Here is a 16,894-nt window from a genome sequence, read left to right as displayed (position 1 = left end):
TGCTTATGTAAATTTCAGCATTATTATTGTGATGCTATGTAATATTCTGCATCTGTAGTGTTTATTTCGGCGAATTTAGATACAAATAGTTGCTTACATTTAAAATTAAACAGGCAATACAGAATCTTAATTTATTTTTAGTTTAAAAATGATAGATAAAATCTGCTTTTCAATAATAAATTTAAAGTGGTTTTACATTTTAAATTTAAAAACTGGGAGAGTATTTAACTGCTACAAAAAATGCCCCCAAATTGGGAGCATCTTTGATTTTAAATTCAAAATAGCCATTTTAAATTTAAATTATTCAGGTTTTAAACCTTCAGCTTTTTCTAAAGATTCATCATTACTCAAAAACTTCTCACGTTGTTCTTCAAGAAACTTTTTTGCATCGGCTTCAAACACATTTAAACGCTTTTCATTGATTAGCGTGGTTTGGTGTTTAAGCCATTCTTGCCAAGCTTGTTTAGATACGGTATCAAACAATTCTTGCCCCTTTGGACCTGGAAAAGGTGCAAAGTCTAAACCTTCCATTTCAGCCTGATATTTACGGCAAAAAACTTGTCGAGACATATCAATACTCCAAATTTAATTTAAATTTAATTTAAAATTAAGCGTAAAGCTTTTCTAAGCGTGTATATGCACGTGCAATTGCCGCTTCAACTTGAGCAGGCGCAGTACCACCAATGTGGTTACGTGCATTTACAGATGCTTCAAGTGTGAGGGCTTTTTCAAATACATCTGCTTGAATCAAGTCAGAGAATTGCTGAAGTTGCTCAAGTGTCAGCTCAGACAAATCTTTAGACTCAGCAACACCAAGCGCAACTGCTTTACCGACAATTTCATGTGCATCACGAAATGCCACGCCATTTTTAACAAGGTAATCTGCAAGGTCTGTCGCAGTCGAGAAACCACGAAGAGCAGCTTCACGCATGATTTCAATGTTTGGAACCAATGCAGGAATCATGTCAGCAAATGCCATGAGTGAACCACGAACGGTATCAATGGCATCAAATAATGGCTCTTTGTCTTCTTGGTTGTCTTTGTTGTATGCCAAAGGCTGACCTTTCATGAGTGTTAAAAGACTCATTAAATCACCATACACACGACCTGTCTTACCACGAATCAACTCAGGAACATCTGGGTTTTTCTTTTGTGGCATGATTGACGAGCCTGTACAGAAACGATCAGGAATATTCACAAATTTGAATTGTGCAGATGTCCATAAAATCATTTCTTCAGACATACGTGATAAATGCATCATGATTAGAGATGCAGCGGCATTGAATTCAATACCAAAATCACGGTCAGACACAGCATCGAGTGAGTTTTCACACACTGCTTCAAAACCTAAAAGTTGGGCAGTAAATTCACGTTCGATAGGGTAGGTTGTGCCTGCAAGTGCAGCAGAACCAAGTGGTAAGCGGTTAACACGTTTACGACAGTCAATTAAACGCTCAGAGTCACGTACTAGCATTTCAAACCAAGCCATGAGGTGATGACCAAAAGTCACAGGCTGAGCCGTTTGTAGATGCGTGAAACCAGGCATAATGGTATTGATGTGGTTTGCAGCGAGACCCAAAATACCTTTTTGTAATTTTTCGAGTAATTGCAAAATGGCATCGATTTCGTCACGGACATAGAGGCGAATATCGGTTGCCACTTGGTCATTACGGCTACGTCCCGTATGAAGCTTTTTACCCGTAATGCCTATGCGTTGAGTCAAGCGAGATTCAATGTTCATGTGCACATCTTCAAGGTCGATGCGCCATTCAAAGTTGCCAGCTTCAATTTCAGCTTTGATGGTGTTTAAACCATTGATGATGTCATCACGTTCTTGGTTAGTCAGTACGCCAACTTTTGCAAGCATGGTTGCGTGTGCAATAGAGCCAGCAATATCTTGTTTATAAAAGCGTTGGTCAAACTGTACAGATGCTGTAAATTCAGCAACAAAGGCATCCGTAGCTTCGGAGAAACGACCGCCCCACATGCCTGAAGTTTGGGCTTGTGACGGATTAGAGGAATTAGAAGATGTGGTCATGTCGGCTCAATAAGATAAAAAGCGGTAGAACTGTCAGCAGTATAGCAAATTCAGACGAGCATGCTAAAAAACTGCAACAGGAATCTGCAGGAAATGGACAGGCGACCTTTCATCGTTCTTATTTTTTTTCAAAAATTGGACATTGGCAATATCTTGTCGAACTGTTTATGACGAGTAATGTGTTGGCATTGTTGATTGCACTTGCTGAGGCACAATCATGGTCAAATTTACAAGCCACGCATGTGCTTGGCTATGTGCTGTATATCAATTGGATTTTGTTGGCATTTGCCGCATTGGTCGATTTTTTTCAAAATACGCTACAAAAACTCAGTACGGCTTGGAACTATGTGGGTAGTTTTTTTCTTTTACAAATGATTGTGCTACTGACCACTGTCATTTTAAATTTGTGCCATTATTTGGGGATGAGTTTATCTCTAAAAGGTTTGTCTTGGGGTGTGCTTGGGCAACATTTAACCTTACATTTGAGTTATGGCGTGTTAATCGGCGCATTTTGTTTACGCTATATTTATATGCGTGAACAATGGGTTATGCAACAAACGAGTGAGCTAAATGCAAGAATTCAAGCCATGCAAGCACGAATTCATCCGCATTTCCTGTTTAATAGCCTAAATAGTGTGGTGAGTTTAATCGGTATAGATCCCGATAAAGCCGAAGAAATGTTAATCGATTTATCACGATTATTTCGAGCGAGTTTACAAGAACTAAAGCTCGTGAGTTTAAAAGAAGAAATTGAATTGTGTCAGCATTATCTTGCGATTGAACAGATTCGTCTCGGTGATCGCTTACAAGTAGAGTGGAATATGCCGACAGTTGCATTATTAGCAGAGGCTCAAATTCCATTGCTCACATTGCAGCCGTTACTTGAAAATAGTATTTTTCATGGTGTTGAAAAAAAATTAAGCTGTGGTAGGGTTGGTATATTGGTCGAAATATTGCAAAATCAAGTCACTATAGTCATTACTAACCCGTTCATACAGGATAGAATAAGTTTAAGAGAAGGGCATGGTATTGCATTGGACAATGTAAAACAGCGGTTAAAAGCACATTTTGGTCATTCTGTACAATTTCGTCAGGTTGCGGGGCAAAATATGTTTACCACTGTGGTTCAATACCACTATAAATAAAAGAAGTCGAAAATTAACACATTAAAAAAATCATCGTTAATTGAGGTGAGGAGGAAGAATGGACATCCTGATTTGTGATGATGAGCCACTTGCTGTAGAACGCTTATCTCGATTGGTGACCCAATTGGGTCATGATGTTGTTGCAACGGCACAGCATGGTCAGCAAGCTTTACAGATGGTTCAACAATTTGAACCCGATGTCATATTGCTAGATATTCAAATGCCAGAAATGGACGGTTTGACTTGTGCGCAACATTTGAGTCAATACAACCCGATGCCAGCCATTATTTTTTGTACTGCATACGATGAGCATGCGTTGCAGGCAATTCGTTCACAAGCAAAAGGATATTTGCTTAAACCTGTTGCAAAATCAGAATTACAAAGTGTTTTAGAAAGCGTCACTCAACTCACCCAGGCACAAGTGTCTAATATAGAAAAAAAAGAACTCATGGAAGAAAAAAATCAACGTCAGCAGATTGCTGCAAAAACTTATCGTGGACTTGAATTGATTCCGTTAGAAGATGTGTATTATTTTCTTGCAGATCAAAAATATGTCACGGTACGTCATCGTAATGGCAGTGTTTTGATTGACGAAACACTGAAAGATCTTGAAACAGAATTTGCCGATAAATTCATTCGTATTCATCGAAATGCGCTCATTTCTTTAAGCTTCTTGGATGGCTTAGAGCTCGTTGCAGCAGGGCAATACCAAGTGCGTTGCCGTGAGTTGAATGAAAAATTAGCAGTGAGTCGACGTCATTTACCCTTCCTTCGTGAGCGTATGCAAAACTTATAAATCAGCATGTCTATGACGGTGTTATTGATAATTTTACTTGCATTTTTAAGCTATCAGGTTAATTTGAGTGGGTTAATAAAATCAACAGTGACCTGAAGATGATGAAAACTCTGAAAATTGCAACACGTCAAAGTCCGCTTGCACTTTGGCAGGCAGAACATATCCGTGAACGATTGGAAAGTTTACATATTGGCTTACAGGTGGAATTGGTGACTTTTGTCACTCAGGGTGACAAAATTTTAGATACACCTTTAGCAAAAATAGGTGGTAAAGGGCTTTTTGTTAAAGAACTAGAAGCGGCTTTACTTGATGGTCGTGCAGATTTAGCTGTACATTCAATGAAAGACGTTCCAATGGCACTGCCAAAAGGCTTAGAGCTTGCGGTGATTTGTGAACGTGAAGACCCTTTTGATGCCTTTGTTTCCAATAGCTATACTTCATTTGCTGAGTTACCACAGGGTGCAAAACTCGGTACTTCAAGTTTGCGCCGTAAATGCCAAATTTTAAAACAACGTCCCGATCTTGATGTTATTGATTTACGTGGCAATGTTGGCACACGTTTGTCTAAGTTAGATGCGGGTTTATATGATGCCATTATTTTGGCGAGTGCGGGTTTGAAGCGCTTGGGTCTAAATGAGCGTATTCGTCATAATTTAACTCCAGATATTAGTTTACCTGCGGTAGGACAAGGAGCTTTAGGGCTTGAGTGTCGCAGTGATGATCAGGAAGTTTTGAACTTAATTTTACCGTTGATGCATGCTGAAACAAATGCTTGTGTTCGTGCTGAACGTTCATTCAATGCTTATTTAGAAGGTGGTTGTCAGGTACCTATTGCAGGCTATGCGACATTGACCGAGAAAGGTATTCATATGGAAGGTCGTGTCGGTAGTGTGGATGGTCTAACTTTGTTGAAAGCCGAAGTGAAGGGGCAGCCTGAAGAAGCCGAAGCACTTGGTATTGTACTTGCTCAAGAATTATTGACATTGGGTGCAGGAGCATTGCTAAAAGCATTGCATGACGATCAAAATAGTTAATGACCATTTTTGACATTCATTCAACTATGACGAATTCAGCTATAACGCTTTTTGTGAATACACGACCTGCTGATCGTGCACAACCATTAACGGCTGTACTGAGACAGAATGGTTATCAGGTTGTAGAGCTACCGTTATTGGAGCTACAAGCATGTCCGTATTCGTCAACGTTGGATATCTTGTTTAAACGGTTGCCTGAGGTGCAATGCATTGTCGTGGTGAGTCCAACTGCGGTTAGCATTGGCATGCAGTATTTACAACAAAGTGGTATTCTTCTCGCACAGTTGCAACATATCCAATGGATTGCTGTTGGAAAAACTACAGCCGATTGTTTGGCAGAATATGGGATAGATGCTCTTATTCCTGAAGTTGAAACCTCAGAAGGCATGTTGAATTTACCTTTATTTTCTGAGCAAAATGATTTAAACAAAATTGCTTTTTGGCGAGGTGAAGGTGGACGCCAATTTATGATGCAACAATGCCTTGATCGTCAAATTGAAGTAATCAATTTTGTGTTATATCAACGTGCATTGCCCGAGCAGAGTTGGCATGTTTTTCAACAGTTGGACGTTTGTTTTTCTCATTTGGGCCCAAACTTAAAAAAATGGGTGTGTATTAGTAGTGAGGCAAGTTGGAATAATTGGAAATTACTTTGTCAGCATGCTCCCGACGTTTTAAATCAGATGCATTATTTGGTTTTAGGTCAGCGTTTAAGTGAAATTTTGCAATTAGATCGAAAACAACAACAATTTTGTTTTAAAATCATTCAAATTGAGTGTTTAAATCCTACGCATATTGTTCAAACCTTAGCGGAATATGAAAGAAAATCATGAAAAAATTTGTCTATTTGATTTTAGTATTGGCATTGGCGTGGCTAATAAAAATTAGCTATGACATGTATGTCATGAATCAGCAATTGGACAGTATTCAAAATGATTTACATCAAAGTGAGCAAAAAAATGCAACTTTGACAGATCAGCTTGTGGCATTGAAACGTGGAGTAGATTCAAGTTCAGCCACATCCGCACCTACAACACAGACAGCATTAGTTCAAACGGGTTTAAGTCCGATTATTTTGATTAAACAACGCTTAGAACTGGTACAGTTTGCGCTACAACAGCAACAGTTTGTGTATGCCGTTGAAAAACTCAATGAGCTCGATTATGCCATTGAGCAGTATGCTTTGGCTGAAACATTAAAGCAGAGTTTACATCAAACTATTGCACAAGATAAGACCAGTATTCAGCAATTTACCGTCGCTAAAAACCAACAACTTGAAAAGTTTGACGATGCTTTATTGCAATTGGATCATCAGTTGATGATACAAGTGGACAATACACAACTTAAACCGACTCAACAACCCGTAGCACATTTTTGGCAAAATTGGTTCAGTGTACAAAGTGTCAAACAACCTGAGGTTGAGTTGGTGAATCGCAGAATGATTTTAAAAGAAGTCCAAATTCGTATTTTGTCAGCACAGCAATCTTTGTCGCATGGGCAAATGAAAGATTATCAACAAATGCTCGATTTTGCGATTCAACAGCTCGATACTTTACCTGATGCTGATAGTCAAAAAATCAAACAACAAGTTATTCAACTCAAACAACTACCTATTCTTCTTTCTCCCAAGCTCAATAGCCTTGCGGTTATGGATTAATCCAATGAAGCACATTTTTCAGATTTATGCCTTACTTGGTTTATTGACCATCGCAGCAATGAGTGTACTCAGTTACGGTGCAGGGGCTGGTTACGTCTATGTACTTTGGCGTGATGTGCAAGTACAAACCAACTTGTGGGTTGTGGTGTTTTTTGCACTATTGGTTAGTTTTTTATTGCAAATGCTGTGGCTGTGGCTAAAGCGTTTCATGGTTAAGATGAAACGTCAGCAGGACAATATACTGAGTTTTAATCATTTACATCCGTATGAACAGTTGGGTGTGATTTGGATGCTACAGGGTGCAGAAGAGCAACAGGGTTTTATCAAGCAGACCTTTGATCAGTCAGGATTGCTCAAACATATTATTGATGCTCGTTTATTGATTCAACAAGGACAATATACTGAAGCATTGAAAGTGTTGGAAAGCAGTCCAGCGATGGCTTTTGAATTGGCAGAAATTGAACGTGTTGAAATTTTTCTTGCACAAAATGATGGTGCTCAAGCCCTGACACATTTAGAGTTTTTGAGTGCGCATGATCTTTCGCCGTGGTTAGCTCGAATTGGACAGACATTTACGCAACGACTCAGTGTTTTGTGGGGTGATTTTGCAGTGCGTTTTCCATGGTTGTATTTGGATGCAACACAGTCAGTAATATTGACAACGGAAACGCAGGTATTATGGTTAACGCAGTTACTTGCTCAATTTGAACAGGCAGATGCAGAGCATATTTTACATTTGCAACAGCGCTATGAAATTGAAGCACAGAATTTAAATGCTTTGGCTTATCCTGTTAAAAAAATGTGGTTAAAACTACTTACCCATCTCCCTGATTTAAGTCAGCAGCATGACGATTTAGCTTTGCATTTATTGGCAGAGCAGTTTGATCAAGACGTTTTTTATTTATGGTTTCAACATCAACTATTAAAACAGAATCCAAATTATATGGCTGTTGAACAACAGTTGAATCAGTTTGAAGTTCAATATCCAGGTATTCCTGTATTTACATTTGTGCGTTGGCATATTTACACTGCAACTGAGCGAATGGAAGAAGCAAATCAATTATTAGATTTATATCCTGATAATATATTGATGAACTATTTAAGAGTGAAAGCTGCATTAAATGGTAATGAAAGTCTGATTCAACAACTAAACTCTATTTATGAGAAAGACACAAATTTTATTGCATTTAAATTATGAGAAATATAATGAATATTTTGGCTGATTATCCTGTTATTTTTGAACAGAAAATTGCTTGGGGAGATATGGATGCATTTGGGCATGTTAATAATGTCATGTATTACCGTTATATGGAAAGTGCGCGTATTTGGTATTTCGATCAACTCGATATTTTTAGTTATGATGTAAATACTGTAGTTGCATCAAATCAGTGCAAATATTTAAAACCTATTTTTTATCCTGATGTATTACATATAGGGGTACGTGTTGAAGAATTGCGTAATAGTGCAATGCGTATGAGCTATGCTTTATATAGTACACAACAAAATGATATAGTGGCTCTAGGTGAAGCAGTTGTGGTTTTTGTCGATAAAGTGGAAATGAAAAAGACATTAATGCCACAAATCATTCGAGAGAAAATAATCGCACTTGAAAATACTATTCAGCATCATTTAAATTAAAGTTGTTATATTTAAAAAGTTAATTTTAATAGGTAAAATTTTATATTTTATATAATGTAGTTGTCGTATAAATGATTGTGTTTTTATTTTAGTCAGAATAAATTGCTGATATGGTGATACATAAGAATAACTATTTTGTTTATTTGTGTTGTAGCGACGCATATAAATATTGCTTATTTACCCTATTAAAAATATTATAATTTTGAAATTATTATTAAATCGCTATTCTCGGAGTATATGTAATGCCAGATATCAGTAACCTTTCTGTTGAAGAACTTCGTCGTTTGACAGCAGAGGCGGAAGCTTTAATAGAGTCTAAAAAAGATCAAGAAATTGAAGATGCATATAATAATATTATTAACATTGCTGAATCGGTTGGATATAGTCTTGAACAATTGATTGAATACGGTGCGCAAAAACGTAAAAAAACAACACGCAAAGCAGTAGAGCCACGCTATCGCAATACAAGTAATCCTGCTGAAACATGGACAGGTCGTGGTAAAAAACCACGTTGGTTAGTTGCTCAAATTGAAAAAGGCGCAAAACTTGAAGATTTCTTGATCTGATGGTCTGCTAAAGTTCATGATTGAATTTTAAAATTTTAAAAACCGAGTGAATACTCGGTTTTTTTTGCGCATTGAATTGGCGATTTGCAAAAACTATGCATAATGTCTATTCAGAGAGGTGTCATCTCGCATGGAAGAATAAATGAATAAGTTGGTGCAGTTGGATGAATAATAAATCAAAGCAAATGAGGTGGTGGATTCTTGGATTCATTTCTTTGGTCATTTTTATTTTTCTACAAATTCCTGCAACATGGCTTATTTCTAAATTTTATAAAGATAATCAAAGCCTGCAAAATGTCAGTGGCAATATTTGGATTGGTCAAGCCGATTGGCAAAAAGGCAATTTACGTGGCACAGTTTCATGGCGCACTCGTCCTTTAGATTTTATTTTACTTCGTGCCGCAGCCAATGTTGAAATCCATAGTGGACAGACACAACTACAAGGTGTGGTGGGGTATGGCTTGGGTAAAAATATTATTATTAAAAATATCACGGGACAGATTGCTCCCGATACGCTGAAAAATGTGGTCAATTGGCAATGGCCTGCAAATGCCATTCAGCTTAAAGATATTCAATTTAAAATGAATAAAGACAAAGGCTTTAGCGATGTTGATGGGCAGTTGCAATGGGCAGGTGGTGAATTGCAATATACAATGGGACAGCGTCAAGATCGTATGAGTGTGCCTTCATTGAACGGTATATTTAAAGATGAAAATACAAAATTAATCATAGATTTACAAGATGCACGTGGACAAAAAATGGCAAATATTGTGCTTGATCAGGGCATGATGCTCGATGTGCAATTGACACAACGCCTATTGCTTAATGTTCCATCGTATGATGGTAAAGCAGGTTTGGATACCTATGTTATTAGTACGCGTCAGCCTTTAATTCAGGGTGGATTCTAATGGTAGATTTTCGTGAAAATTTTGAAAATTTATCACTCAAAAAGATTGATCGTCTCGCGCCTATTGTTTTATTGCTTCTGATTCTTGCACTTTGTTGGAAGCTTGCATCCATGTTTTGGTGGGTGGTCGCACCACCACAAGTGATGCAACCGAGCTCGGTCAGTCCTGGTTCTCAGCAACAACAAATTCCAAATATTTCAGGCTTTGCATTATTTTATGAGCAAGGTGCAAGTACGTCGAGTGCAAATGATAGCTTACCAATGCAGTTGCAAGGTGTAGTCGTATCTATGCCTGCAAGATATTCTTCGGCTGTGATCAAAACGGGTGATGTTGCAGATCGTATTGTGGTTGGGCAAATGATTGGTGATAGCTCGTATCAATTGGCAGAAGTGTATTGGGATCGAGTCATTCTAAAGCAAAGTAATGGCGCAACAAAAGAATTGAAATTTAACGGTTTAGAGACACTGAATCAGCCAATAGAAGCATTGGAGGGTGGAGCAGGTGTTTCGAACTCATCAACTTCAGGTTCACCAATATCGGTTGCACCATTGAGTAATTCAAGTTCTGATCAAAATGTTTTGGGTCAAGCCATTCAAAAAATGAATGAAGACCGTGAACAATATATGAAAAATATGGGTGTCAATGCAGGAAGTGGTCAGGGTTACGAAGTGACTGATCAGACACCATCAGCATTAAAAACTAAACTCGGTTTAAGGGCTGGAGATCGTATTCTGTCGTTAAACGGGCAGCCAGTCGGGCAGGGGCAAAGCGATGTACAGTTGCTTGAACAAGCCAAAAGGGAAGGCAAAGTAAAAATTGAAATTAAACGTGGTGATCAGGTGATGACCATTCAGCAAAGTTTATAAGTGACTGTAGCTGTAAATAAATTAGGAAAGATAATAAGTTATGGCTTTTTCAAATCACAATCGACCACTTTGGGCGTTGGTCGCGGCGGCACCCCTGTTGGCAACTGTGAGTACAGTGGCTCAGGCGCAGACATGGAAAATTAATCTGCGTGACGCTGATCTGACTGCATTTATTAATGAAGTCGCAGACATTACAGGAAAAAACTTTGCAGTTGATCCACGTGTACGTGGCAATGTCACAGTCATTTCTAATAAAGCGCTAAATAAGGATGAAGTTTACGATCTTTTTCTTGGGGTCTTAAATGTCAATGGTGTAGTTGCTATACCTTCAGGCAATACTATTCGCTTAGTCCCTGATAGTAATGTAAAAAATTCAGGTGTACCCTATGATTCAAGCCGAAATGCGCGTGGTGATCAAGTGGTTACCCGTGTCATTTGGCTTGAAAATACCAACCCAAATGATTTGATTCCTGCACTTCGCCCATTGATGCCTCAGTTTGCTCATTTGGCAGCCATTCAAGGAACAAATGCATTAATTGTTTCAGATCGTGCAAGCAATATTTATCAACTTGAAACCATTGTGCGTAACTTAGATGGCACGGGTCAAAATGACATTGAGGCGATTCCATTACAACACAGTCAAGCTGAAGAAATTATTGAGCAGTTGAGTGCGATGAGTGCAACAGGTGCATCGAAAGATTTTGCAGGTTCGCGTGTACGTGTAGTTGCTGATGCGCGAACCAATCGTATTATGATTAAAGGTGATACGAGTACACGTAAACGTCTACGCTCCATGATTGAAATGTTGGATGTGCCTTCTGCAGATCGTTTAGGTGGTTTGAAAGTCTTTAAGCTGAAATATGCGAGTGCGAAAAATCTATCTGAAATTTTACAAGGACTTGTTACAGGGCAGGCAGTCAATTCAAGTTCAAATGGTTCTTCAAATAGCAATAGCTCAAATAGTAATAATAACTTAATGAATTCTGGTTCCGGGAATAGTACGTCTTCAAATAGTGGTAGTAGTACGAGTTCATCTATTAACTTGAACAGTAACTCGAACAATAATAACCAAAATAATGTAACGAGTTTTAATGCGAATGGTGTCAGTATTATTGCTGATGGTGCCCAAAATGCATTAGTGGTGAAAGCTGAACCACAACTTATGCGTGAAATTGAGGCAGCAATTCAACAGCTTGATGTGCGCCGTCAACAAGTACTTATTGAAGCGACCATTATTGAAGTGTCAGGTAATGATGCTGATCAGTTGGGTGTGCAGTGGGCGCTTGGTGATCTAAGTAGTGGTGTGGGTTTAATTAATTTTGACAATATTGGTTCAAGCTTATCTAAACTCGCAGCAGGCTATTTGGTTGGTGGTGCAGCTGGTTTGGGTAGCGCAATGGGAACGGGTACATCGCTCATCTTGGGTGACTATAAAGAAGGTGCTGATGGTTCTCGTAAATTATATGGGGCATTGATTCAAGCATTAAAGTCAAATACCAAATCTAACTTGTTGTCTACACCGTCTATTTTGACTATGGATAATGAAGAAGCCTATATTGTTGTTGGTGAAAACGTACCCTTTGTGACGGGTTCGGTAACGACTAATGGTGGTACAGCTAATCCTTATACGTCTATTGAACGTAAAGATGTCGGTGTCACGCTGAAAGTTATTCCTCATATTGGTGAGGGTGGTTCTATTCGTCTGGAAGTAGAGCAGGAGGTTTCTGCAGTTGCAGATAGTAAGGGGCAAGCCTCGGATTTGGTGACAAGTAAACGTGCCATAAAAACCTCAGTGCTTGCAGATCATGGGCAAACGATTGTTTTGGGTGGTTTAATTTCTGATGATGTTTCGCAGAGTCGTCAGTCCGTTCCTCTTTTAGGTGATATTCCAGGTCTAGGGCGTTTATTTCGTTCAGATGGGAAAAGTAGTATAAAACGTAATTTACTTGTTTTTATTCATCCAACTATTGTGGGTGATAGCAAAGATGTACGTAAATTGGCTCAAGATCGTTATAGTCAACTTTATAGTCTACAATTGGCAATGGATACCGAGGGTAATTTTGCCAAATTACCTGAAAATGTTGAAGATATAAATCAACAAAGATTGCCACTAACATCGCCTGTCAATTCAACTTTGCAAAACATGCAACCACAAAACGCTCAGCCACAAAGTTACCAACAAGTACCATCAGGTGGTGTATCACCCGTAAATACGCAAAGTAGTGTAGTGACAACTCCTGTAGCAATTGAACCTGCCATTCAACGTACAGAATCTCGTACAGAAACAGAAAGAACCAAAAATACGGTAACGACGACAACCGTTCGCCCTAAATCTTGACGGGTACATTCAGGAAATATGAATGTACGTGTTAATATAAATTGAAATTAGATTGGGAATATTGACATGGCTTGGAAACTAGAAGCGGCAGATGATCAGGCGCAAAGTGTAATTGTAGATCGTGACATGCTTGTGGGACGCCATCAGGATGCAGATGTGGTATTACAAGCTGCGGATGTATCACGCCGTCATGCAGGATTATCGCTCAAAGATAATGCTTTGTGGGTACAAGATCTTAATTCTTCCAATGGTACATTTGTGAATGATGTGCGTATTGCGGTAGAAACCGAAGTTAAAAATGGCGATAGTCTAAGTTTTGCAAGTGTGCAGTACACAGCTCAAGTTGCTGTTGTTGAGGTCGTACAGCCGATTGTAGCTGAAGAAGTTATTATTGAGTCTGAAAAAGTGGTTGTTCCTGAGATGGTTGAGCCAGAAATTACAAAATCTGAAAAAGTAATTGAACCAGCGCAAACTGAGACTCAGGACGTTTCTGAACCTGTGGCACCTACAGCGGCACAGCAAATGAATACACAAGGTATGCCAAGCCTTGCAGATCGTGCGACAGAAACGACATTACATGCTAATGGTATGCCTGTGAATGTCGGAGTGCCAAAGCCTGCACCAATTCCTAGCAATGTTGATATACATGCCCGTGTAGAAGAAGCACCAATGGAAATTCCTGCAGCTTGTGTTGAGCAAGAGCAAGACGCGCAGAAAAATGTTCAAGTTGGATTGATCTCTATTATTGTTTTGGTTGTACTTGCAATTATTGCATGGCTATTCTTTAAGTAAGTCTTGAACGATTGCGGTACACTCTAGGCATGCAATCGCATGCCTTTTGTCTTTTTTAGAAGCGAGTAAAATATGATAGATGTGGCAAAACTAGATCAACGAGACCTTCTATTATTTGATTTAGATGGGACGCTTGTAGATTCAGCTTATGACCTATATCGTGCAATGAATTTAAGCTTGGAGCGTTTGCAATTACCGACCGTGACAGAGCAACAGGTTCGTGTATGGATTGGTAAGGGTACGTCCTTATTTTGTGAAAGCACATTAAAATATTTAAAAGGCGAGATCGATCCTGTATTGCATCAACAATTACTCGATACTTTTCTTGAAATTTATAATGCCGATCCTTGTGTTGATACGCGTCCATTTGATGGCATTCTTGAGTTTTTAGAGTGGGGGATACAAAACCATAAAAAGCTTATTTGTGTCACTAATAAACCCGAGCAACCTGCACGTAAAATACTTGAAGTACTTAAAATGGATCATTACTTTGTTGATGTGATTGGTGGTGATCGTTTTGAAGTGCGCAAGCCGCATCCTAAGCCATTACTGTATTGTGTAGAGCATTATCAAAGTAATGTAGAAAAGACATTAATGATTGGTGATTCAAGCAATGATGTGGAGGCAGCAAGACGGGCAGAGGTCGATTGTGTTGTGGTGAGCTATGGTTATAATCATGGTGAAGATATTCGCTTATGTCAGCCACAGCAGGTGGTTGATAATTTAAACGAGTTGTTGGTATAAGCCGATTCTTAGGCAAAACCGCAATTTAAAACGTAGCAAAAAAGAATGAGTTCGATACTTAATATAGAAGGGTGAGGAATGAATACACAAACCGTTTTTCGATGGCGTTGCTGAAAGAAACTTTATTTCAGCTATAAATCCAATCGAAAAAGAGAAAATTCCTCATGACCACTTTAAATCAATTTGAACAACTCACTACCGCTGGCTATAACTTGATTCCTGTGTACCGTCAGCGTCTTGCTGATACAGACACACCTCTTTCTGTATTTGCACGCTTAAAAGCACATAAACAAGCATATTTATTTGAATCTGTCGAAGGTGGGGAAAATTGGGCACGCTATTCAATTATTGGACTAGGTGAGTCAACCGTATTTTCCTGTAATGATGGGGTGCTTACCGTACAGTCGCCTGATGGTGCATTACAAACAGAATCATGTAGTGATCCTTTTCAATACATTCGCGATTATTTGGCGCAGTTTAAAGTGCCTTCTGTGGCGCAGTTACCTGCATTGCCAGGCTTCACAGGAGGACTCGTTGGTTACTTTGGTTATGACTCAGTGCGTTATATCGAGCCACGTTTAAATAACATGCCAGAAGCAGATCCTGTGGGCTTACCTGATATTTGGATGATGCTGTCTAAGACGGTCATTGTTTTTGATAACTTGAAAGATACATTATTTTTAGTTGTTCACGCCGATGTGAATGATGCCGATGCTTATCAGAAAGCACAAAAGCAACTCGATGATTTAGAAGTCTTACTTGCAACGCCTGTGAGCTTACAAGCGAAAAAACATACTGCGCCACATTTTGAATCCTTAACAGGCGAAGACAAATACTTAGCGTCTATTGAAAAAGTAAAAGAATACATCCGTGCAGGGGATGTGATGCAAGTTGTTCCTGGGCATCGTATGGTGTCAGATTTCGATGGCGATGCTTTACAGGTTTATCGTGCACTGCGTCATCTCAATCCATCGCCGTATCTATTCCTTGTGCAAGGTGTAACGCTTAACGATGGTAAACCATTCCATGTGGTTGGTTCGTCACCTGAAATTTTATCTCGTCTTGAAAATGGCATAGCCACAGTACGTCCATTAGCAGGTACTCGACCACGTGGAAAGACTCGTGAAGAGGATTTAGCACTTGAGCAAGACCTATTGTCCGATGAAAAAGAAATTGCAGAACATTTAATGTTGATCGATTTAGGTCGAAATGATGTTGGACGTATTGCAAAAATTGGCAAAGTGCAAGTGACTGACCAAATGGTGATCGAACGTTATTCGCATGTTATGCATATTGTGTCCAATGTACAGGGCGAAGTTTTAGATGATGTTGATGCTTTGGATGTTTTTAAAGCAACTTTCCCCGCAGGGACACTTTCAGGTGCGCCAAAAATTCGTGCGATGGAAATTATTGATGAAGTTGAACCAGTAAAACGAGGAATTTTTGGTGGTGCTGTTGGTTATTTAGGCTGGCATGGTGAAATGGATATGTCGATTGCGATTCGAACCTGCGTAATTCGTGAAAATAAAGTCTATGTTCAGGCGGGAGCGGGCATTGTTGCGGACTCAAATCCAGCTTCAGAGTGGCAAGAAACGCAAATAAAAGCTCGCGCAGTGATCAAAGCGGTTGAATTATCATCAAATGGTTTGATTTTATGACTTTTTCACGTTTTTTTTGAAAAAAACACTTGCAAGGTTTTTCTTTTTTGCTAAACTGCACACCGTTCCGATACGAAACGTACGAAACAAAAGAAACGCCGGCATAGCTCAGTTGGTAGAGCAACTGACTTGTAATCAGTAGGTCCACAGTTCGAATCCGTGTGCCGGCACCATCTTAAGTTTTGAAGTGAAGTAAAAGAACAACACTGAAGTAAGTGTAAAGGTGAGATTCCCGAGCGGTCAAAGGGAGCAGACTGTAACTCTGCCACGAAAGTTTCGAAGGTTCGAATCCTTCTCTCACCACCATTAACTTAGATTGAAGTTGTTGATACCAACATTAAGCGGGAGTAGCTCAGTTGGTAGAGCGGTAGCCTTCCAAGCTACATGTCGCGAGTTCGACCCTCGTCTCCCGCTCCATTCTAAGTCTATGCTCTTATAGCTCAGTGGTAGAGCACTCCCTTGGTAAGGGAGAGGTCTCGAGTTCAAATCTCGATAAGAGCTCCAGATATACAGTTTAAGCGATTATTCGCACAGTTTTCCAAAAGCAGGCTTATTAGTCTGCTTTTTAAGTATCAGGTGTCTGGTTTTTTTCAGGCGATTGTCGAAACTGAGTTGTTTTGACCCGTGTTCGACGTAAACGAGGATGATTTCATGGCTAAGGCTAAGTTTGAACGTAATAAGCCACACGTAAACGTGGGCACAATCGGTCACGTT

At 39.2% G+C, this 16,894-nt stretch carries 16 protein-coding genes, 4 tRNA genes and 1 pseudogene; 19 read left to right on the top strand and 2 right to left on the bottom strand.

Features of this window, described 5'->3' with window-relative positions; all coding sequences use genetic code 11:
* Window positions 1-300: 300 nt before the first annotated feature.
* Both FW754_RS05650 and argH read right to left on the bottom strand, forming a co-directional pair.
* Window positions 301-570 (bottom strand): oxidative damage protection protein, encoded by a 270-nt coding sequence (locus tag FW754_RS05650; RefSeq protein WP_409512843.1) that lies wholly within the window; start codon window positions 568-570, stop codon window positions 301-303.
* Window positions 571-607: 37 nt separating this feature from the next.
* Window positions 608-2,038, bottom strand: a complete 1,431-nt coding sequence (argH, locus tag FW754_RS05645) for an argininosuccinate lyase (protein WP_446324085.1) — start codon at window positions 2,036-2,038, stop codon at window positions 608-610.
* Between argH and FW754_RS05640 the strand changes: the two genes are divergently transcribed.
* The 19 genes and pseudogenes from FW754_RS05640 to FW754_RS05550 form a co-directional block, all read left to right on the top strand.
* Window positions 2,029-3,183 (top strand): sensor histidine kinase, encoded by a 1,155-nt coding sequence (locus FW754_RS05640; RefSeq protein ID WP_446324084.1) that lies wholly within the window; start codon window positions 2,029-2,031, stop codon window positions 3,181-3,183. The two genes, argH and FW754_RS05640, sit on opposite strands and share 10 nt — an antisense overlap.
* Before the next feature lie 58 nt (window positions 3,184-3,241).
* Window positions 3,242-3,979: a LytR/AlgR family response regulator transcription factor gene (locus FW754_RS05635; protein ID WP_409512846.1), complete on the top strand. Its 738-nt coding sequence runs from the start codon at window positions 3,242-3,244 to the stop codon at window positions 3,977-3,979.
* Window positions 3,980-4,080: 101 nt separating this feature from the next.
* Window positions 4,081-5,013 (top strand): hydroxymethylbilane synthase, encoded by a 933-nt coding sequence (gene hemC, locus FW754_RS05630; RefSeq protein ID WP_446324172.1) that lies wholly within the window; start codon window positions 4,081-4,083, stop codon window positions 5,011-5,013.
* Window positions 5,013-5,846, top strand: coding sequence for a uroporphyrinogen-III synthase (locus tag FW754_RS05625; protein WP_446324083.1), 834 nt, complete (start codon window positions 5,013-5,015; stop codon window positions 5,844-5,846). Before hemC ends, FW754_RS05625 begins: the two co-directional genes overlap by 1 nt.
* Complete coding sequence (locus FW754_RS05620; RefSeq protein ID WP_446324082.1) at window positions 5,843-6,670, top strand: hypothetical protein; 828 nt, start codon at window positions 5,843-5,845, stop codon at window positions 6,668-6,670. Before FW754_RS05625 ends, FW754_RS05620 begins: the two co-directional genes overlap by 4 nt.
* Before the next feature lie 4 nt (window positions 6,671-6,674).
* Window positions 6,675-7,868, top strand: coding sequence for a heme biosynthesis protein HemY (locus FW754_RS05615; RefSeq protein ID WP_446324081.1), 1,194 nt, complete (start codon window positions 6,675-6,677; stop codon window positions 7,866-7,868).
* A gap of 8 nt (window positions 7,869-7,876) precedes the next feature.
* The gene (locus FW754_RS05610) at window positions 7,877-8,308 is read left to right on the top strand and encodes an acyl-CoA thioesterase (RefSeq protein WP_409512850.1); all 432 of its coding nucleotides are present in this window, start codon (window positions 7,877-7,879) and stop codon (window positions 8,306-8,308) included.
* Between the two features lie 242 nt (window positions 8,309-8,550).
* A complete protein-coding gene (locus tag FW754_RS05605; protein WP_409512851.1) occupies window positions 8,551-8,874 on the top strand; it encodes an H-NS histone family protein in 324 nt (107 codons plus the stop codon).
* 164 nt (window positions 8,875-9,038) lie between these two features.
* Window positions 9,039-9,782: a type II secretion system protein N gene (gene gspN, locus FW754_RS05600; protein WP_409512852.1), complete on the top strand. Its 744-nt coding sequence runs from the start codon at window positions 9,039-9,041 to the stop codon at window positions 9,780-9,782.
* Window positions 9,782-10,648 carry a type II secretion system protein N gene (locus FW754_RS05595; protein ID WP_419346148.1) on the top strand — a complete coding sequence of 289 codons (867 nt, stop codon included), beginning with the start codon at window positions 9,782-9,784 and terminating at the stop codon, window positions 10,646-10,648. The genes gspN and FW754_RS05595 overlap by 1 nt, the downstream gene beginning before the upstream one ends.
* A 40-nt stretch (window positions 10,649-10,688) precedes the next feature.
* Window positions 10,689-12,986, top strand: coding sequence for a type II secretion system secretin GspD (gspD, locus tag FW754_RS05590; RefSeq protein ID WP_409512854.1), 2,298 nt, complete (start codon window positions 10,689-10,691; stop codon window positions 12,984-12,986).
* Between the two features lie 66 nt (window positions 12,987-13,052).
* Window positions 13,053-13,778 (top strand): FHA domain-containing protein, encoded by a 726-nt coding sequence (locus FW754_RS05585; RefSeq protein ID WP_409512855.1) that lies wholly within the window; start codon window positions 13,053-13,055, stop codon window positions 13,776-13,778.
* 75 nt (window positions 13,779-13,853) lie between these two features.
* Window positions 13,854-14,522: an HAD-IA family hydrolase gene (locus FW754_RS05580; protein WP_446324171.1), complete on the top strand. Its 669-nt coding sequence runs from the start codon at window positions 13,854-13,856 to the stop codon at window positions 14,520-14,522.
* A 164-nt stretch (window positions 14,523-14,686) separates the two neighbouring features.
* Window positions 14,687-16,180, top strand: a complete 1,494-nt coding sequence (gene trpE, locus FW754_RS05575) for an anthranilate synthase component I (RefSeq protein WP_409512856.1) — start codon at window positions 14,687-14,689, stop codon at window positions 16,178-16,180.
* A 97-nt stretch (window positions 16,181-16,277) separates the two neighbouring features.
* Window positions 16,278-16,353: transfer RNA gene (locus FW754_RS05570), tRNA-Thr, on the top strand.
* Between the two features lie 49 nt (window positions 16,354-16,402).
* A tRNA-Tyr gene (locus FW754_RS05565) sits at window positions 16,403-16,486 on the top strand.
* Window positions 16,487-16,521: 35 nt separating this feature from the next.
* Window positions 16,522-16,597 (top strand) — tRNA-Gly (locus FW754_RS05560).
* Window positions 16,598-16,609: 12 nt separating this feature from the next.
* Window positions 16,610-16,684 (top strand) — tRNA-Thr (locus FW754_RS05555).
* A 147-nt stretch (window positions 16,685-16,831) separates the two neighbouring features.
* A pseudogene (locus tag FW754_RS05550) lies at window positions 16,832-16,894 on the top strand (GTP-binding protein); the annotation flags it as partial.

It is taken from the genome of Acinetobacter sp. 1207_04, from assembly GCF_052850415.1.
Note: the sequence above shows the minus strand (reverse complement) of the source record. Positions and strands in the feature narration are given on the sequence as shown.